Consider the following 18,651-nt stretch of genomic DNA (forward strand, 5'->3'; position numbering starts at 1 on the left):
TGGCGGCCCGCGCCGTCCCCGCCGCACAGATGTCCGACCACAACGCCAACTACGTCGGCGGGGACATCAGCGTGGGCGGCAACTCGACCTGGCGCGCGATTGCCGGCCCTACCCCGCGCGTGAACCCTTGGAGCACACCGATTCCCAGGGTGTACCTGTGCTCGGCAGCCACCCCGCCGGGCGCGGGTGTACACGGCATGGCCGGTTACTACGCCGCTCGAGCTTTGTTGCGCCGTGAATTCGGCATCTCCGATATGCCTAAGCTCAGCCCGTGACGAAACTTGCGATCATCTACTACTCCGCCACCGGCCACGGCACCTCGATGGCGAAACGCGTCGCTGCGGCGGCCGAGGCGGCCGGCGCAGAGGTCCGGGTGCGGCACGTCGCCGAGACGCTCGACCCGGAATCGTTCGCTAAGAATCCCGCATGGACGGCGAACTACGAAGCCACCAAGGACCTGCCCACCGCCACCGGCGACGACATCATCTGGGCCGACGCGGTGATCTTCGGATCGCCCACCCGATTCGGCTCTCCCGCAGCGCAATTGCGCGCCTTCCTGGACTCGCTGGGCGGGCTGTGGGCCGAAGGCAAGCTTGCGGACAAGGTGTATGCGGGGTACACATCCTCCAACACCTTGCATGGCGGTCAGGAGACGACGCTGGTCGCGCTCTACCTCACGCTGATGCACTTCGGCGGCATCATCGTGCCGCCGGGATACACCGATCCGTGCAAGTTCGTCGACGGCAACCCGTACGGGGTGAGCCTGGTGTCCACCCACGACAACATCACCGAGTTCGACGACGTGACCGGCACGGCGCTGGACCACCTGGCCCGCCGCGTGGTCGAGGTGGCCGGCCGGCTGGCGTCTTAGCTGCTCCGCCGAACGTGCTCTGAGGGCGAAAAAATCGCGAAAATCCCGCCCTCAGAGCACGTTCGGCGCACGCCGACGAGGCTAGGCCGTCTCGGTGATCGGGCGGTCCACCCAGCTCATCAGGTCGCGCAGCTTCTTGCCGGTGACCTCGATGGGATGCTCGGCGTTCTCCTTGCGCAGATCCTCGAGCTGCTTGTTGCCGCCCTCGATGTTGGCGACCAGCTTCTGGACGAAGGTGCCGTCCTGGATCTCCCGAAGGATGTCGCGCATCCGCTGCTTGGTGTCGGCGTCGATGACCCGCGGACCCGACAGGTACCCGCCGAATTCCGCGGTGTCGGAGACCGAGTAGTTCATCCGCGCGATGCCGCCCTCGTACATCAGGTCGACGATCAGCTTGAGCTCGTGCAGCACCTCGAAGTAAGCCATCTCCGGCGGGTAGCCCGCCTCGACCATCACGTCGAAACCGGTCTTGACCAATTCCTCTGTGCCACCACACAACACGGCCTGCTCACCGAACAGGTCGGTCTCGGTCTCGTCCTTGAACGTGGTCTTGATGACGCCGGCGCGGGTGCCGCCGATGGCCTTGGCGTAGGACAGCGCAAGCGCCTCACCGCTGCCGGTCGGGTCCTGGTCGACCGCGATGAGACACGGCACGCCCTTGCCGTCGACGAATTGCCGGCGCACCAGGTGACCGGGGCCCTTCGGGGCCACCATCGCGACGGTGACATCGGAGGGGGGCTTGATCAAGTCGAAGTGGATGTTCAGGCCGTGGCCGAAAAACAGTGCGTCACCGGCGTTCAGATTGGGCTCGATGTCGTTCTTGAAGATGTCGGCCTGCGCGGTATCGGGGGCCAGCAGCATGATCACGTCGGCCCACTTGGCGACCTCGGCGGGGGTGTCGACATCCAGGCCCTGCTCCTCGACCTTGGGCCGGGACTTCGAACCGTCTTTGAGGCCGACCTTCACCTGCACGCCAGAGTCGCGCAGGCTCAACGAGTGTGCGTGCCCTTGGCTGCCGTATCCGATCACCCCGACCTTGCGCCCCTGGATGATCGACAGGTCTGCATCGTCGTCGTAGAACATCTCTAGTGCCACTGCTGCATTTCTCCTTGTATCTGTTACTTTGCTGTGCCGATACCGCGGGGACCGCGGGACAACGACACCATTCCGGATTGGGCGATTTCGCGGATACCGAACGGTTCCAGCAGTCGCAGCAGCGCTTCGATCTTGCCGCGGTTGCCAGTTGCCTCGACGGTCAGCGATTCGGGCGATACATCAATGATGTTGGCGCGGAACAAATTAGCCGCCTCTACCACCTGACTGCGGGTACCGGCGTCGGCACGCACCTTGATCAGGGCCAACTCTCGGGACACCGAGCTCTCATCGTCCTGCTCGATGATCTTGATGACATTGATCAGCTTGTTGAGCTGTTTGGTGATCTGCTCGAGCGGAGTCTCCTCCGCGGAGACCACGATGGTCATCCGCGACATGTCCTTCTGCTCGGTGGCCCCCACCGCCAACGACTCGATGTTGAAACCGCGCCGCGAGAACAGCGCCGCGACCCGCGCGAGAACACCGGGCTTGTCTTCGACCAGCACCGACAGTGTGTGCGTTTTAGGCGCGTGATCGTGGCTCATCAGGCGTGGCCTTCGCTTTCGTCGTCGAACAGCGGGCGGATACCCCGGGCGGCCTGGATTTCGTCGTTGCTGGTTCCGGCGGCCACCATCGGCCACACTTGCGCGTCGGCGCCGACGATGAAGTCGATCACCACCGGCCGGTCGTTGATCGCGCGTGCCTGGTTGATGACGTCGACGACGTCTTCCTCACGCTCGCAACGCAATCCGACGCAACCCAGCGCCTCGGCCAGCTTCACGAAGTCCGGGATGCGGTGGGAGTGCGTGGCAAGGTCGGTCTGCGAGTAGCGCTCCTGATAGAACAGACTCTGCCACTGGCGCACCATGCCCAGGTTGCCGTTGTTGATCAGTGCCACCTTGATCGGCGCGCCCTCGATGGCGCAGGTGGCCAGCTCCTGGTTGGTCATCTGGAAGCAGCCGTCGCCGTCGATCGCCCAGACCTCGGCGTCCGGGCGGGCGATCTTGGCGCCCATGGCCGCCGGGATGGCGAACCCCATGGTGCCCAGCCCGCCGGAATTCAGCCAGGTGCGCGGCTTTTCGTACTTGATGAACTGCGCCGCCCACATCTGGTGCTGGCCGACGCCGGCGACATAGACGGCGTCCGGCCCGGCGATCTCACCCAGCTTCTCGATCACGTACTCCGGGCTCAGGCTGCCGTCGCTCTGCGGGCCGTAGCTCAGCGGATAGGTGGATCGAGTGTTATTCAGATACGCCCACCAATCGGTCATCTCGATCTTGCCCGGTGTCTCGTAGTGCTGCAGCATCGCAATGAGTTCGGTGATGACGGCCTTGACGTCGCCGACGATCGGCACGTCGGCATGCCGGTTCTTGCCGATCTCGGCCGGGTCGATATCGGCGTGGATGATCTTGGCCTCCGGCGCGAACGAGTCGAGCTTTCCGGTGACCCGGTCGTCGAAGCGGGTGCCCAGCGCGATCAGCAGGTCGCTGCGCTGCAGCGCCGCCACCGCGGCCACGGTGCCGTGCATGCCGGGCATGCCCAGGTTCTGCTGGTGGCTGTCCGGAAACGCACCGCGCGCCATCAGCGTGGTGACCACCGGGATGCCGGTCAGCTCGGCCAGTTCGCGCAGCTCCTCGGTCGCCTCGCCGCGGATCACGCCGCCGCCGACGTAGAGCACCGGTTTGCGGGCGGCCGCGATCAGCTTGGCGGCCTCCCGGACCTGCCGGCTGTGCGGTTTGGTGTTCGGCTTGTAGCCGGGCAGATCCATCCGCGGCGGCCAACTGAACGTGCACTGGCCCTGCAGCACGTCCTTGGGGATGTCGACGAGCACCGCGCCCGGGCGTCCGGAGGCCGCGATGTGGAAGGCCTCCGCCATGACCCGGGGAATCTCGTCGCCGGAGCGGACCAGGAAGTTGTGCTTGGTGATCGGCATGGTGATGCCCGAGATGTCGGCCTCCTGGAACGCATCCGTCCCGATCAGCCCACGCCCGACCTGGCCGGTGATCGCGACCACCGGTACCGAGTCCATCTGCGCGTCGGCCAGCGGGGTTACCAGATTGGTGGCGCCGGGCCCGGAGGTCGCCATGCAGACCCCGACCCTGCCGGTGGCGTGTGCGTAGCCGCTGGCGGCGTGGCCGGCGCCCTGCTCGTGGCGGACCAGCACGTGGCGGAGCTTCTGCGAGTCGAACAGCGGGTCGTATACGGGCAGTACCGCTCCGCCCGGAATGCCGAAGATGATGTCGACGTCCAGTTCCTCCAGCGACCGGATCACCGACTGCGCGCCGGTAACCTGCTCGGGCGCAACGTGTTTCGGCTTGGCGGCGGGCCGCGTGGCACCGTTGGCCGGGTTCTGGCGCTCAATGTGGGGCCTGGTGGGTGCGCTCACTGTTTCCTCTTAAGTCCGTTCATGCTGGGCAACAAAAAACCCCCGACAGCTCAGCTGCTGCACGAGGGTCGCGTTGGTGCTCGATTGGGCTAGTCAGGCACCAACGCGCCGACTAATTACTACGAGCATTCCGGGCTTTCCGGCGGTTTCCATAGCGTCCGACGGTAGTCTTCGCACTGCTCAGCAGTCAAATCCGCTGCCTGCAGCCGGCACCGGGGCGCCCGGAAATCCCCGCGATGGAATGATGCGAACGTGGTCACTGAATCGCGGGTGGTGCTGCGGGTGTCGCCGATGGCGCACATCGCCGTCGGATTCTTCACCCTCGGGCTGCTGATCCCGATGCTGGCCTGGCCGCCGAGCGCGCCTCTGCTCGTCATCCCGGTGCTGTTGTCGGCGTTGATCATCCGGCTGCGCACCGTCGCCGACGAGCGGGGCGTGACCGTGCGAAACCTGCTGGGGAGCCAGACGGTGAGCTGGGATGACATCGAAGGGCTGCGCTTCAGCCGGGGTTCCTGGGCGCGCGCCCGGCTCAAGAGCGGTGCGGACCTGCGATTGCCCGCGGTCACCTTCTCGACCCTGCCGCAGCTGACCGAAATCAGCGCGGGCAGGGTTCCCAACCCGTACGGCTGACGGTGCTCGTTACGTGATCCGTTTGAAGCACTCGTCGATGTTGCCGAGCACGCCGCCGCGGAAAGCGGTAACCCGCGTGAAGCCGGCGGGCATGTTCGCGCCGTTGACGTCACTGGCGGCCACGCCGTTCATCAGCAGTCCGATGACGGCCTTGTCGAGGTCACCGGCAGTCAGCACCAGCGTCTTGCCGGAGGGGATGCTGACCGGCTCGGCCATGTTGCGCTGAGAGGCGCCCGTCAGACACGCCGTCCGCACCGCGGTGTCCGCTGTGTCCAGCGGTAATCCCTTCTCATGCTGAACCGCCAAGGCATATCTGGACGAGATGATCGACATCGCGGTGTTGTCGCCCTGAAGCATCTGCGGGTCGGTCATCCCTCCTTTGCCACCGGGCTTGCCGATCTGCTGCAAGGTCGGCAAATCGGCGGTGAGGGTATTGGTCGCCGGGCAATACGAAGCGCCCTTGGTGGGCTTGGCGTCCGGACAAGCCTTGGAGGCGTCGAAGGACAACGTAGGAGGCGATTTGGGAGAAAAGACCTTGTTGAGAATGTCGACCCAGGTCCTCACGTTGTCTTCGTCGACGGTCACTTCGCCCGTGTCTGTTTCGCCGGAGGAGTCCTGTTGCAACGCCAACGGTTCATTACCGCGCCGGTTTTTGATTTCGTTCATGTCGATTTTGGCGCATGTTCCAGACCCGCTGTCGAAGCCCATCTGGAACGCGCTTATTCGGTCGAGCCCGGTGCCGTGGGCCTGGCTCGACCCTTCCTCGAATTCTTCCTCCGACATGATCGGATCCGAAATCTTGAGCATCCCGGCCATCACATGGCTGAGCGCGTCGCCGGTGGTCAGGTTGAAGCGTGACGAGTGTCCTTCGGCGACCCACCGCAGATAGACCCCGGCGAAACAATCCGCCTGCTGCTCCTTGACCAGGGTCGGCGTTGTGCGGGCGTCGACCAATCCCCCATTGAACTGCAACGCGTGCCCGAACTCGTGGGCAAGGATTCCGACAACCGACATATCGCCGAAAAACTTCTTTGCGTTGGCGAACAACTGTCCCCGATCCCACAAGACGAGGTTGCAATTGAACACAAACGCGGCATTGACAAGTTTATAGGTCTGAATACGACACACTATTGGGCTTTTCGGATCGTGCGAATCGTAAGACACAAAGGTGCTGACGGCCTTGAAGGGTTTCTTGGCCGCATCCGGCCAATTCTGTTTCCAGAAATCTTCGATGTCGTTCATCGCCAGCATGGACAGGTGGTCGATTTCGCCGTTATCGGTGTTCTTTACCGTGCCCGTCGGCTGCGGCGCATTGGGTTTGGGCCCGCTGGGGCCCTCGCTCACCGGCAACCCGCCCACTTCACCCGGGTCGTACAGCCCTGTCACGGCCCGTCCGTTCACCATGCTGGTCGTGCCGCCGCACCCGGCCAATGTCAGTGCCACACACGCGGCCAGAACGGTCACCTTGACCGAGTTCGTCCACCCGCTCCGACGGCGATTCATTTGCCACCGCTCAGTTGGGGCAGACCGACCGAGTAGGTCCCGTTGTCGTCCTGAAACGTCACCGTCAACTTGTGCTGTTTGCCCCGGACGGTGACGTCGCAGGAAAAGGTGCCGCCTTTCTTCACCGTCGGGTCTTGGCCGTTGTTGCACTTGACGTCCTTGATGTCGTCGGAGGTGTAGCCGGTGATCCGGTCCACCAGGACTTGTTGGACTTCGGTTTGCACGCCCGCGACGGCGATTTTCTTGGTGTCTTGGTTCAAGACCCCGGTCACCAGCAGGACGGCGACTACTCCGATGATCAGAACCGCGGCTATCAGCGACCCGATCAGAAAGCGTTTGCCCCCGGAGCCGCTGGCCTTCGACGGCTCGGCCGCAGGCGTCGGACTTGGCTGGCTCCACTGTGCCGGCGGCTGCCCGTATTGCGGCTGCTGGTACTGACCAGCACCTGGGTAAGCACCTGGATAGGGTCGCGGCGGCGGCTGCGGACTTTGCGGTGGCGGCGGACGGTCTTCCCGGCGCGGCTGCGCATACCAGGGAATCCCGCCCTGCTGGGTCTGTTGCTCCCAAGAACGCTGGTTGGAGTCGCCCGGTGTGCTCAAAGGACCCCCCTTGGAGATCGGCAAGGAACGCGTATGGACGACTCTCAGGCTAAGTCATTTGAGCCTGGTCGTTGCGGAAAGTTCGGCAACACCTATCAGTGAATCAGCCGACCGGGTTCACGCCGTTGAGCAGCATCCACACGGCGACGCCGGCTCCGATACCGCTCAGCAGCGCGACAGAGGACCCGATGAAGGGTCGATACGCCCAGCCCCGGCCGGCGTCGAGGCCGTATCTGCCGGGACCGCACAGGATCACGGCGACGGCGACGACGATCAGGGTGATCTGATATTCATGCCCGTCGGGCAGGAAGTACGAGAAGTTGTGCGAATGCGGCTTGGCGGAGATCGAGGCGAGCAGACCGTTGATCAGGAACGCCAGCGCGCCCGCTGCGGCCACCGGAGTAAACAGGCCCAGCACCAGCAGCGCGGCCGAGACGATCTCGCCGCCGGCGCTCACATAGGCCAGGATGTCGGCGTGATGGTAGCCGGCGTCGGACAGTGAACTCTTGAATCCGGACATGCCCTGGCCGCCCCACCAGCCGAAGAGCTTCTGCAGCCCGTGGGCGCCCAGCACCACGCCCAAGCCGAGGCGCAGGATCAGCAAGCCAAGGTGCTGGGTGCCGCGGCGGCCGACGGCGGATTGGCGGTCGTCGTCCGCGTCCGAATCGATCGTGGCGGGTTCGGCCGTCTGCTTGGCCGCCGGTTGCGGGGGGTTGAACGCGTACGGCAGCGGCTCCTGCGAGTCCATCAGGTTGTGCAGGGAACCGCCCGAAGTGCCGGGGTTGTACGGCGGGATGCCGGTGGTGGTTCCAAAATCGCCTGGGTATCCGACTGGCGTCAGGTCGTCTTCGGGATCGACCAGGCTTGCCGAGGCGGGGCGCCCCGGGATCGGCTCCAGGGAATCACTCGGCCGCCGCCAACCCGAGTCGTGCGTTTGACTGGTCACCCGTGTCAGGGTAAGGGCATTTAGCCCTGAATTGGGGATTTGAAGCGGCGCTTTGACCAGACAAATCCGCAGTTCGCCCGCCGGGCGGGTGCAGATCGGCCGCAAGGCGATCGCGCCACGCGTCAAGACACAGAATCGCCGGGCCGACGGCTTCGAATGTGGGCATGTGGCGGCACCGCCCGCAATGTCCGTAGCCTGTCGAGCATGCGGATACGGCGGTCGGTTCGGTGCGCACTCGCCGCGCTGTGTGCAGCAGTGCTGCTACTGAGCGGGTGCGCGCGGTTCAACGACGCCCAGTCGCAGCCGTTCACGACCAATCCGGAGCTCAAGCCGCAGCCCCCCACCTCGCCTCCCCCGCCACCGCCGCTGCCCGCGACACCTTTCCCGAAGGTGTGTCCGGCGCCAGGGGTGATGCAGGGCTGCTTGGAAAGCACCAGCGGCTTGATCATGGGCGTCGACAGCAAGACCGCGTTGGTCGCCGAGCGCACCACCGGTGCGATCAAGGCGATCTCTGTCAACGCCGAGCCGAAGGTGAAGATGGTCATCCCGGTCGACCCGTCCGGGGATGGCGGATTGATGGACATCGTGCTGTCGCCCACCTACAAGCAGGACCGGCTGATGTACGCCTACATCAGTACGCCCACCGATAACCGGGTCATCCGCATAGCTGACGGCGACATCCCCAAGGACATCCTGACCGGGATCCCCAAAGGCGCCATCGGGAACATGGGGGCGTTGCTCTTCACCAGCCCCACCACGCTGGTCGTGATGACCGGCGATGCGGGCAACCCGGCGATGGCCGCGGACCCCAAATCGCTGGCGGGCAAGGTGCTGCGCATCGAGCAGCCGACCACCGTCGGCCAGGCCCCGCCGACGACGGCGCTATCCGGAGTCGGCTCGGCCGGCGGCCTGTGCACCGACCCGGTCGACGGCTCGCTGTATGTCGTCGACCGCACGCCGACCGCGGACCGGTTGCAGCGCATCACCAAGAAATCCGAGGTTTCCACGGTGTGGACCTGGCCGGATAAGCCGGGCGTGGCCGGGTGCGCGGCCATGGACGGGGTGGTGCTGGTGAACCTGGTCAACACCAAGCAGACCGTGGCGGTCCGCCTCGCCAAGGGGACGGGCGCGGTCACCGGTGAGCCCGAGGCGGTCCGCAAGGACACGCACGGACACGCGTGGGCGTTGCGCATGTCGCCTGACGGGAACGTCTGGGGCGCGACCGTCAACAAGACCGCCGGTGATGCCGAAAAGCTCGACGACGTGGTGTTCCCGCTGTTCCCGTCGGGCGGCGGCTTCCCGCGCAGCAGCGACGACAAGACGTAATCAGAACCTGTCCAGGGTGAATCTCGGCACGCCGTAGCGGCGCGGTTGTTCGACCGGTTCACGGTCGAGGAAGCGCTGTGGCTCTTCGTCGCCTCTGGAGTCTTCGTCGTCGAGGTCGGAGAGGTAGAGGAAGTCTTCGGGGTTTTCGGGGGCCCAGACGCCGGCGGGTTCCAATAGGTAGCCCATGTGGTCCCCGAAGTCAGCCCGATCCAGCGTCCTACCGACGAACCAGGCGGCGGCGTCGTCGAGAACCGGCATGCCCTGCGGTCCGCCCCGCCACGAGCAGCGCGCGAATTTGGTGGTCTCATCACCCGTTTGGTCGTCGAAAAGTTCGGCCAGGCCATGTTGACCTTGCGACAGCATGTGCACCGCCAGGTGAGTGGCGCGGTTCGCCACGGCGCAGGCGCGGCTGGTCTTGGCGATGGCGATTATGAACCTCGAGGGTCGCACGCCGACTTGAGTCGCGAAGTTGACCAGACAACCCGATGGCTGGCCGTCGACCTGGGTCGTGACCACGAACACCGGGGAGTCCAGCATCGACATCAGCTCGTCGAACGGTTCACCCATCACCACATCATGATGGATCGGGACGACATCTTGCGGCGGTCGTTCCGTCGGATTGGTCAGTTTTGACCGCAGGCGGCCAGGACCAGTTCGCGTACCCGCGCCGCGTCGGCCTGCCCGCGGGTGGCTTTCATCACCGCGCCGACGATCGCGCCCGCCGCGGCCACCTTCCCGCCGCGAATCTTTTCTGCCACATCGGGATTGGCGGCCAGGGCCTCGTCGACCGCGGCCTGCGTCACCGAATCGTCGCGCACCAGCTCCAACCCGCGGGCAGTCATCACCTGCGCCGGTTCACCCTCCCCGGCCAGCACACCCTCCACCACTTGGCGGGCCAGTTTGTTGGACAGCTTGCCCTGGTCGACCAGCGCGACCACCTTTGCGACCTGCGCCGGGGTGATGGGCAGCTCGTCCAGTCCGGTGCCGGCCTCGTTGGCCTTCTGCACCAGGAAGTTCCCCCACCAGGCGCGCGCGGATTCGCTGGACGCGCCGTGCTTGACGGTTTCGGTGACCAATTCGATCGCACCCGCGTTGACGAGATCTCGCATCACCTCGTCGGAAATGCCCCACTCGTCCTGAATCCGCTTGCGGCTCAACCACGGTAGCTCGGGAATGGTCTGGCGTAGCTGCTCGACCAGCTCGCGGCTGGGCGCGACGGGTTCCAGGTCCGGCTCGGGGAAATACCGGTAGTCCTGGGCGGTCTCCTTGGCCCGGCCGGGGCTGGTGTAGCCGGACTCGTGGAAGTGTCTGGTCTCCTGGGTGATCTGGCCGCCGGACAACAGGACGGCGGCTTGCCGCTGCATTTCGTAACGCACCGCGACCTCAACACTTTTCAGCGAGTTGACGTTCTTGGTCTCGGTGCGGGTGCCGAATTCGGCTGTCCCTTTGGGCATGAGCGATACGTTGGCGTCACAGCGCATCGAGCCCTGATCCATCCGTACATCGGATACGTCCAACGCGCGCAACAGGTCTCGCAACGCCGTCACATACGCGCGGGCAATCTGTGGCGCCCGTTCTCCGGCCCCGACGATGGGCTTGGTGACGATCTCGATCAGCGGGACCCCGGCGCGGTTGTAGTCGATCAGCGAATTGGTCGCGCCATGGATGCGGCCGGTCTCGCTGCCGATGTGGGTCAGCTTGCCGGTGTCTTCCTCCATGTGCGCGCGCTCGATCTCGACTCGCCAGGTGGTGCCGTCCTCCAGCGGCGCTTCGAGGTAGCCGTTGACGGCGATCGGCTCGTCGTACTGCGAGATCTGGTAGTTCTTCGGCATGTCCGGATAGAAGTAGTTCTTCCGGGCGAAGCGGCACCAGGGCACGATCTCGCAGTTCAGCGCCAGTCCGATGCGGATCGCCGACTCGACGGCGGCCCGGTTGAGCACCGGCAGCGAACCGGGCAGGCCCAGGCACACCGGGCACACCTGGGTGTTGGGTTCGGCGCCGAATGCAGTGGCGCAGCCGCAGAACATTTTGGTCAGGGTGGACAGCTCGACGTGCACCTCGAGCCCGAGCACCGGGTCGAAACGCGCGACGACCTCGTCGTAATCCAGCAGTTCCGCGCTAGTAGCTGTCATGCGGTCGATCCTAGTGCCGGGCGCGGCGGCATCGAGACTGCGCTGGTGGCATCGAGACTGCGGTGAGAGCCGGCAAAGTCGCCTGCGGGTAGCCTTGGATGCGGCCTCGACGCTCCGCGCGGGGTGCTCAGCGGGCTCGCGCGTACCCGTCCCGGCCGGGGAACATATCGGCCAGCACGGCCGCCATCTTCAAGTAGCTCCGCCTGCTGCGCTTGCTCATTCGATCGAGCCCGATCTCTCTACCTTCGCGCACATGCCGATCGAACGGCAGCACCACCGTAGCGGCGACGTGAGCGGACAACAGCTCAAGTTCCCTGGTGGCCAGGGCATCCAGATTGCCCGGCTCGATGTGGTTTACGGCAAGCACCGTCGACTGCATCAGTCGCTGATATCCGTTGTTGCACAACCACTCCAGTGTTGTCCTGGTTTGCCGTATCGCGTCGATGGCCGGGCTGGTGACCACCACGAGCGCGCGTGACTCCGGCAGAACCGCCTGCATCACACTGGAATTGAGCTCCTTGACGCAGTCCACCAGAACCACCGAATAGTGAGTTCGCAGAATCGAGAACGCCTTGACGACGTCATGTCGCTCCGGTCGCCAGTCGGTGCGCGCATAGTCCGGCAGACCCAGGACTTCCAGTCCGAAACTGTTCATATAGGTGTGTGCTCGCACATCGCTGTACCGCGTCGGGGGGGCATCCAAGAGCAGGTCGGCCATGGTCCGCGGGCTGCGGCGACCGTGCCGCGCGGCCAGGTCGCCGGCATCGATGTCGACGGCGATTACCCGGTCGTCGCGCACGTGGGCGAAGGTCGAGCCGAGCGCCTCAACCACCGCCGTCTTGCCGACACCACCTTTGAGGCCCAGAACAGCGATCGGAATCGCGGTTCCCACACCTGTGCGGATGCGATCCCGCAGGCCACGCTCGTACACGGCGCCCTTGCCCGGACCGAGATCGATTCGGGTGATGCGGTAGATCAGGTCGCGCCAGCTCGAGCCGTCGGCGTCCTCGTCGCCCGGGAGTTCCAGGCCGTCCAGTGCCGTCGGGGCGGACATCAGTTCCGGGCCAGGCCGTCCCGGGCCGATCCGAATCCGGCCGGGCGGGGTCCGTGCCGGAGCGCGCTGAGTACCCGCAGGCCGCCTAATCTTTGGCATCTTTGGCGGCTGCCCCCGCAGCGGTTGCCGCGGTACCCACGGCTGAGGCACCGTGGCGACTTCCGAGTAGGCATCGGTCCGCCACCTGGGCGACGATGATGTGTTTTTGGGCGGGCTGGGAACACCCGCCTTTGGAGCCGGTCGTTGAACGACTCCACGAGAATCGCTCATGCTCGAAGGAATAACCAATTCAGGCAAGCAAAAAACGCCTATTTTCCCCGGATACGGGCAAATTGTTAGCGACGAAGCGGTAAACACCCCAGCGATCGCCGAATCATAGTTAACCGAAGAAAGCAGCGGCGTCGTCGTAGCGGCTTTGGGGCACCAATTTGAGCTGTCGCACCGCATCGGCCAGCGGCACCCGGCCGATGTCCTGTCCGCGGAGCGAGACCATCTGGCCGTACTCGCCGGCATGGGCGGCATCGGCCGCGTTCACCCCGAACCGGGTGGCCAGCACCCGGTCGTAGGCGGTCGGCGTACCACCGCGCTGCACGTGGCCCAGCACGGTCACCCGAACCTCCTTGTTGATCCGCCTCTCCACCTCGAAGCCCAGCTGCGCCGCGACACCGGTGAACTTTTCGTGGCCGAATTCGTCGATTCCGCCTTCGCGCAATTGGATCGAGCCGGCAATGGGCTTGGCCCCCTCAGCTACCACGCAGATAAAGTGCGAGTCGCCGCGCTGAAAACGCCGTTTGACAAGCCGGCACACCTCCTCGATGTCGAAGGGCTGCTCGGGAATCAGCGTCATATGTGCGCCGGAGGCCAGCCCCGAGTTCAGCGCGATCCACCCGGCGTGCCTGCCCATCACCTCCACCAGCATCACCCGCTGGTGGGATTCGGCGGTGCTGTGCAGCCTGTCGATCGCGTCGGTGGCCACCGTCAGTGCGGTGTCATGCCCGAAAGTCACGTCGGTGCAGTCGATGTCGTTGTCGATCGTCTTCGGCACGCCGACGACCGGGACATTCTCTTCGGATAGCCAGTGCGCGGCCGTCAGCGTGCCTTCGCCGCCGATCGGGATCAGCACGTCGATGCCGTTGTCGTCCAGAGTCTGCATGATCTGGGTCAGCCCGGCCCGCAGCTTGTCGGGATGCACGCGGGCGGTGCCCAGCATGGTCCCGCCCTTGGCCAGCAGCCGGTCGTTGCGGTCGTCGTTTGCCAGCTGCGTGCGACGGTTTTCCAGCAAACCCCGCCAGCCATCCTGGAAGCCAACCACCGACGAGCCGTACCGGGAACCGCAGGTGCGCACCACCGCTCGGATGACGGCGTTGAGCCCAGGGCAGTCGCCGCCTCCGGTGAGAATTCCGATCCGCATGTGCTCATCTTGCCCTGCGGCCTGGTAGATGGCGCGAGCAGACGCAAAATCACCCGACACCGGGCATGCGGGTGCTGGTGCGTCTGCTCGCGGTACTAAATCGCGGTCGGCAGCGCGCCGCGGGCGGCTTCGTAGGCCGCCCCCACCTGGTAGAGCCGGTCGTCGGCCAACGCGGGGGCCATGATCTGCAATCCCACCGGCAGCCGGTCGTCCGGCGACAACCCCGAGGGCACCGACATGCCGCAATGGCCGGCCAGGTTCAGCGGCAGCGTGCACAGGTCGAACAGGTACATCGCCAGCGGATCGTCGACCTTCTCGCCCAGCGGAAAAGCCGTGGTAGGCGTCGCCGGCGACACCAGCACGTCGACGGACCGGTAGGCCTCGTCGAGGTCGCGCGCGATCAGGGTACGCACCTTCTGCGCCTGGTTGTAGTAGGCGTCGTAATACCCCGCCGACAACGCGTATGCGCCAATCATGATGCGGCGCTTGACCTCCGGCCCGAATCCGGCCGCCCGGGTCAGCGCCATCACTTCCTCGGCGCTGTGGGTGCCGTCATCGCCGACGCGCAGCCCGTAACGCATCGCGTCGAAGCGGGCCAGGTTGCTCGACACCTCCGACGGCAGGATCAGGTAGTAGGCCGCCAGCGCGTGATCGAAATGCGGGCAGTCGACTTCGCTGACCTCGGCCCCCAACGCGGTCAACTGCTCGACGGCGGCGGAGAACGACGCCAGCACCCCCGGCTGGTAGCCCTCGCCGGTGTGGAGCTGGCGCACGACTCCCACGCGCACGCCGCGCAGATCACCTGCCGCGCCGGTCTTTGCCGCGGCGACGACGTCGGGCACCGCGGTATCGATGGACGTGGAGTCGCGGGGGTCGTGCCCGGCGATCACCTGGTGCAGCAGCGCGGTGTCCAGCACGGTGCGGGCACACGGGCCACCCTGGTCCAGCGACGACGCGCAGGCCACCAGCCCGTAGCGCGACACCGTGCCGTAGGTGGGTTTGACGCCAACGGTCGCGGTCAGCGCGGCCGGCTGGCGGATCGATCCCCCGGTGTCGGACCCGATGGCCAGCGGCGCCTGGAAGGCGGCCAGCGCCGCCGCGCTGCCGCCGCCGGAGCCGCCGGGCACCCGGTCGACGTCCCACGGGTTGCGGGTCGGGCCGTAGGCGGAGTTCTCCGTCGACGAGCCCATCGCGAACTCGTCCATGTTGGTCTTGCCCAGGATCGGGATGCCGGCCGCCCGCAGCCGCGCCGTCAAAGTGGCGTCGTAGGGCGACCGCCACCCCTCGAGGATCTTGGAACCGCAGGTCGTGGGCATGTCGAGGGTGGTGAACACGTCTTTGAGCGCCAGCGGCACCCCGGCCAGCGACGACGGTAGCGGCTCCCCGGCGGCCACCATCTTGTCGACGGCCGCCGCCGCGCTCAACGCCTCGTCGGCCGCCACGTGCAGGAAGGCGTGGTAGCGGTCGTCGGTTGCCGCGATCTGGTCCAGGCAGGCCCGGGTGACCTCGACCGACGACAGCTCCTTGGCGGTGATCTTGGCGGCCAGCGTCGACGCGTCCAACCTGGTGATGTCCGTCACTGGCTCTCCCCGAGGATCTGGGGGACGACGAAGCGGCCGTCGGCGGCTTCGGGCGCCTGCGACAGCGCTTCGGCCTGCGTCAGGCACGGCGCTGTCTCGTCCGGGCGGGTGACGTTGACGTCCTTCAACGGGTTGTCGGTGGCTTCGACGCCGGTGACGTCGACGGCCTGGATCTGGCTGACGTGGGTCAGGATGGCGTCGAGTTGGCCGGCGAAGCTGTCCAGCTCGGCATCGGTCAACGCCAGCCGGGCCAGCCGGGCCAGGTGCGCCACCTCATCACGGGAGATCTGGGACACGAGCGAAAAGCCTAGCCGGGCGACGATTCGTGCCGCGGCCCCGGGCGAGCGTCACGCAGCGCGGTGCGGCCCGGGTCGCCGTGCAGGCAGGCTCGCCCAGCGTGCGGCGCCGGGCACGCAGGCTCGCCCAGCGTGCGGCTGGCTGCACATTCGGCGCCGAGCGTGCAGCTGGCCGCACACTCAGCGCTACCCAGGGCGCCGCCCAGGACAGCGGGAAAGGCCGAAATGCCGTCGCAACGTCGCTGTGCAACAGTGTTGGCCGTGCCCTCCTATCTGCTGCGCATCGAGTTAGTCGACCGCCCAGGCAGCCTGGGCTCGCTGGCTGTGGCGCTCGGCTCGGTGGGCGGTGACATCCTGTCGCTCGACGTGGTGGAGCGGACATCCGGTTATGCGATCGATGATCTGGTGATCGAACTTCCTCCCGGGGCAATGCCGGACACGCTGATCACCGCGGCCGAGTCACTGCCCGGCGTCCGGGTGGACAGCGTCCGCCCGCACACCGGACTGCTCGAAGCCCACCGCGAGCTGGAACTTCTCGACCACGTCGCCGCTGCGGCCGACAACGCGTCCAAGCTGCAGGTGCTGGCCGACGAGGCCCCGCGGGTGCTGCGAGTGGCGTGGTGCACGGTATTGGCCGCCGCCGGCGCGGGGGTAGAGCGTCTTGCCGGCAGCCCGGGTGCGCCCGAGACCCGGGCCGTTTCGGCGCCGTGGCTGCCGATCGAGCAGGCCGTGGCGCTCGACGGCGGCGCCGACTGGGTGCCGCAGGCCTGGCGCGACATGGACACCACGATGGTGGCGGCGCCGTTGGGCGACCCGCGCACGGCGGTAATGCTGGGCCGTCCGGGCCCGGAGTTCCGGCCCTCCGAGGTGGCCCGGCTGGGGTATCTGGCCGGCATCGTCGCGACGATGCTGCGCTGACAACGACGGTTTTGGCGAAGCCGCCGGTTAAGCTGCCGTCAAACGCGTGACCTGTGAGAAATTCGGGGTGCTACCCGGTGGCAGTCTTTATCAGCGATCCGCGCCGCGACGACCTCGCGGCGCGACTCAGCACGGTCGTCGTCCTTCTCGCGGTGATGTTCATCGGCATCACCGGATGCTGGCGAATACAGACACAGACCTGCAAACCCAAGTCCGGGTCCTCGTTGCCGAATGGACCCCGGCAGAGCGTGCTGCCGCTGTCCGTCCACGAGGTCGGCGGTGTCACGGTGGATACCGCGGGCAACGTCTACGTCCTCGACTGGGGCTGCGACGCCCCCGGGAGACCCGGCTTCTTGGAAGGCGTCCAGGTGGTGGAGTTGGCGTCGGGTTCGGGCACCCAGGCCGTGCTGCCGTTCACCGGCCTCAATGGGTACGGCGACGTGGCGGTAAGTACCGCCGGCGACGTATACGTGACCAATGCTGCCGACAACCAGGTCCGCAAGTTGGCAGCCGGGTCGCGCAGTCAGACCGTAATGCCCTTCACCGGCCTGCACCACCCTGGCGGGGTGGCGGCGGACGGCGCCGGCAATGTGTACGTGAGCGACGAAATCAACAACCGGGTCGTGGCATTGGCACCAGGGCCGGGCACTCAGCGCGTACTGCCGTTCACCGGCCTGGACGGACCCACCGCGCTGGCAGTGGATGGCGCCGGCAACGTCTACGTCGTCGAAAATAATCGCGTCCTTGAATTGGCGCCGGGCTCAAGCACCCAGACCGTGCTGCCGTTCACCGGCCTGGACCATCCCCGGGGGGTGGCGGTGGATGGCGCCGGCGACGTCTACGTCGCCGACTCGCGGAACAATCGGGTGCTGAAGTTGCCGACCGGGTCGAGCACCCAAACCCTGCTGCCGTTCACCGGACTCAACGAACCGTGGAGTGTGGCGGTGGACACCGCCGGCAACGTCTACACCGAAACCCGCGACATGGACTTCGACAGCTATCACGTCCTGAAACTGGCGGCCGGGTAATGCGCGGCCACGTCACCATCGCCGCCGTCGTCCTGGTTGCCGGCCTGACCGCTGGCGGGAGCCCGGCGCAGGCGGATCCGACGTCGCCGTCCCCGGCGCCCTCTTCGCAGCCCGCGGTGCCGTGGTCTGGCCTCAGCGAATCTAACGGCGTGGCGGTGGACAGTGCGGGCAACGTGTACGTCACCGACTTTGGCCACCCTGATTGGGGCCCCCGCCGGCCCCCGATCGTCGGGATCCGAGTGGTGAAGTACGCGCCGAGGTCGAGCCCCTCGACCACGCTGTCGTTCCCCCACCTTTTCACCCCAGTCGGGGTGGCGGTGGATGGCGCCGGCAACGTGTACGTCACCGACCTGGACAGCAACCGCGTCCGGAAATTGGCGGCCGGATCGAGCGCGCCGACGTCGCTGCCGTTCGCCGGCGTCAGCAAGCCCCTCGGGGTGGCGGCGGATAGCGCCGGCAACGTATACGTCACCGACGAAATCAATACCCAGGTGGTGAAGTTGCCGGCCGGATCGGACACTTCGACGGTCCTGCCGTTCACCGGCCTGCACGACCCCTGCGGTATCGCGGTGGATACTGGCGGCAACGTCTACGTCGCCGACCACACCGCCAAACAAGTGGTGAAGCTGGCGGTCGGGTCGAACACCCAGACCGTGCTGCCGTTCACCGGCCTCGAGACCCCCGGTGGGGTGGCGGTGGACAACGCGGGCGACGTGTACGTCTCCGACAACGATCGCGTCCTCAAATTAGCGGCCGGGACGAGCACCCAGACGGTGCTGCCCGGCTCCGGCAGACCCAGGTGGCTGGCGGTGGATAAGGACCGCAACGTCTACATAAGCGGCGGGGGCGGCGGGTTTCAGAAATTTCCGTAGGGGCGAA

18 protein-coding genes and 1 pseudogene are annotated in these 18,651 nt (G+C 66.3%); 7 read left to right on the forward strand and 12 right to left on the reverse strand.

Features of this window, described 5'->3' with window-relative positions:
* Both VML93_RS03840 and wrbA read left to right on the forward strand, forming a co-directional pair.
* Positions 1–275: pseudogene (locus VML93_RS03840) on the forward strand (dehydrogenase); the annotation flags it as partial.
* Complete coding sequence (wrbA, locus tag VML93_RS03845; RefSeq protein ID WP_325607845.1) at positions 272–871, forward strand: NAD(P)H:quinone oxidoreductase; 600 nt, start codon at positions 272–274, stop codon at positions 869–871. The pseudogene VML93_RS03840 and the gene wrbA, both read left to right, overlap by 4 nt.
* A gap of 81 nt (positions 872–952) precedes the next feature.
* Here wrbA and ilvC read toward each other — a convergent pair whose 3' ends face one another.
* Genes ilvC through VML93_RS03860 form a run of 3 tightly spaced genes read right to left on the reverse strand, consistent with a single transcriptional unit; the run spans position 953 to position 4,349 of the window.
* Positions 953–1,954 (reverse strand): ketol-acid reductoisomerase, encoded by a 1,002-nt coding sequence (gene ilvC / locus VML93_RS03850; RefSeq protein ID WP_325607983.1) that lies wholly within the window; start codon positions 1,952–1,954, stop codon positions 953–955.
* A gap of 35 nt (positions 1,955–1,989) precedes the next feature.
* Positions 1,990–2,508 carry an acetolactate synthase small subunit gene (gene ilvN, locus VML93_RS03855; RefSeq protein ID WP_325607847.1) on the reverse strand — a complete coding sequence of 173 codons (519 nt, stop codon included), beginning with the start codon at positions 2,506–2,508 and terminating at the stop codon, positions 1,990–1,992.
* Positions 2,508–4,349, reverse strand: a complete 1,842-nt coding sequence (locus VML93_RS03860) for an acetolactate synthase large subunit (RefSeq protein ID WP_325607849.1) — start codon at positions 4,347–4,349, stop codon at positions 2,508–2,510. The genes ilvN and VML93_RS03860 overlap by 1 nt, the downstream gene beginning before the upstream one ends.
* 291 nt (positions 4,350–4,640) lie before the next feature.
* Here VML93_RS03860 and VML93_RS03865 point away from each other — a divergent pair, with 291 nt between their 5' ends.
* Positions 4,641–4,979 (forward strand): PH domain-containing protein, encoded by a 339-nt coding sequence (locus tag VML93_RS03865; protein ID WP_414686274.1) that lies wholly within the window; start codon positions 4,641–4,643, stop codon positions 4,977–4,979.
* A 9-nt stretch (positions 4,980–4,988) separates the two neighbouring features.
* Here the strand turns inward: VML93_RS03865 and VML93_RS03870 are convergent, their stop codons facing one another.
* The 3 genes from VML93_RS03870 to VML93_RS03880 form a co-directional block, all read right to left on the reverse strand.
* A complete protein-coding gene (locus tag VML93_RS03870) occupies positions 4,989–6,482 on the reverse strand; it encodes a neutral zinc metallopeptidase (RefSeq protein ID WP_414686275.1) in 1,494 nt (497 codons plus the stop codon).
* Positions 6,479–7,081 carry a DUF4333 domain-containing protein gene (locus VML93_RS03875; protein WP_325607855.1) on the reverse strand — a complete coding sequence of 201 codons (603 nt, stop codon included), beginning with the start codon at positions 7,079–7,081 and terminating at the stop codon, positions 6,479–6,481. The genes VML93_RS03870 and VML93_RS03875 overlap by 4 nt, the downstream gene beginning before the upstream one ends.
* A 103-nt stretch (positions 7,082–7,184) precedes the next feature.
* Complete coding sequence (locus VML93_RS03880; RefSeq protein ID WP_325607857.1) at positions 7,185–8,027, reverse strand: DoxX family protein; 843 nt, start codon at positions 8,025–8,027, stop codon at positions 7,185–7,187.
* 204 nt (positions 8,028–8,231) lie between these two features.
* On the opposite strand from VML93_RS03880, the gene VML93_RS03885 reads away from it, so the two are divergent.
* Entirely contained in the window at positions 8,232–9,353 is a 1,122-nt protein-coding gene (locus tag VML93_RS03885; protein ID WP_325607859.1) for a PQQ-dependent sugar dehydrogenase, read from the forward strand.
* Here the strand turns inward: VML93_RS03885 and VML93_RS03890 are convergent, their stop codons facing one another.
* The 6 genes from VML93_RS03890 to gatC all read right to left on the reverse strand — a co-directional run bounded on the left by VML93_RS03890 (position 9,354) and on the right by gatC (position 15,826).
* Positions 9,354–9,920 carry a flavin reductase family protein gene (locus VML93_RS03890; RefSeq protein ID WP_325607861.1) on the reverse strand — a complete coding sequence of 189 codons (567 nt, stop codon included), beginning with the start codon at positions 9,918–9,920 and terminating at the stop codon, positions 9,354–9,356.
* Between the two features lie 56 nt (positions 9,921–9,976).
* Positions 9,977–11,485, reverse strand: coding sequence for an Asp-tRNA(Asn)/Glu-tRNA(Gln) amidotransferase subunit GatB (gene gatB, locus VML93_RS03895; protein WP_325607863.1), 1,509 nt, complete (start codon positions 11,483–11,485; stop codon positions 9,977–9,979).
* Positions 11,486–11,612: 127 nt separating this feature from the next.
* Positions 11,613–12,539, reverse strand: coding sequence for a MinD/ParA family protein (locus VML93_RS03900; protein ID WP_325607865.1), 927 nt, complete (start codon positions 12,537–12,539; stop codon positions 11,613–11,615).
* 379 nt (positions 12,540–12,918) lie between these two features.
* Entirely contained in the window at positions 12,919–13,950 is a 1,032-nt protein-coding gene (locus VML93_RS03905) for an ATP-dependent 6-phosphofructokinase (RefSeq protein WP_325607867.1), read from the reverse strand.
* Positions 13,951–14,045: 95 nt separating this feature from the next.
* Positions 14,046–15,530, reverse strand: a complete 1,485-nt coding sequence (gene gatA / locus VML93_RS03910) for an Asp-tRNA(Asn)/Glu-tRNA(Gln) amidotransferase subunit GatA (RefSeq protein WP_325607869.1) — start codon at positions 15,528–15,530, stop codon at positions 14,046–14,048.
* On the reverse strand, positions 15,527–15,826 hold the full coding sequence (gatC, locus tag VML93_RS03915; protein ID WP_325607873.1) for an Asp-tRNA(Asn)/Glu-tRNA(Gln) amidotransferase subunit GatC: 300 nt from the start codon (positions 15,824–15,826) through the stop codon (positions 15,527–15,529). The genes gatA and gatC overlap by 4 nt, the downstream gene beginning before the upstream one ends.
* Positions 15,827–16,087: 261 nt before the next feature.
* Here gatC and VML93_RS03920 point away from each other — a divergent pair, with 261 nt between their 5' ends.
* The 3 genes from VML93_RS03920 (at position 16,088) to VML93_RS03930 (ending at position 18,644) form a co-directional block, all read left to right on the forward strand.
* A complete protein-coding gene (locus tag VML93_RS03920; protein WP_325607875.1) occupies positions 16,088–16,744 on the forward strand; it encodes an amino acid-binding protein in 657 nt (218 codons plus the stop codon).
* 77 nt (positions 16,745–16,821) lie between these two features.
* Positions 16,822–17,772: an NHL repeat-containing protein gene (locus VML93_RS03925; RefSeq protein WP_325607877.1), complete on the forward strand. Its 951-nt coding sequence runs from the start codon at positions 16,822–16,824 to the stop codon at positions 17,770–17,772.
* The gene (locus VML93_RS03930) at positions 17,772–18,644 is read left to right on the forward strand and encodes an NHL repeat-containing protein (protein WP_325607879.1); all 873 of its coding nucleotides are present in this window, start codon (positions 17,772–17,774) and stop codon (positions 18,642–18,644) included. The genes VML93_RS03925 and VML93_RS03930 overlap by 1 nt, the downstream gene beginning before the upstream one ends.
* Positions 18,645–18,651 lie beyond the last annotated feature (7 nt).

The organism is Mycobacterium sp. (assembly GCF_035499775.1).
Taxonomy (GTDB): Bacteria; Actinomycetota; Actinomycetes; order Mycobacteriales; family Mycobacteriaceae; genus Mycobacterium.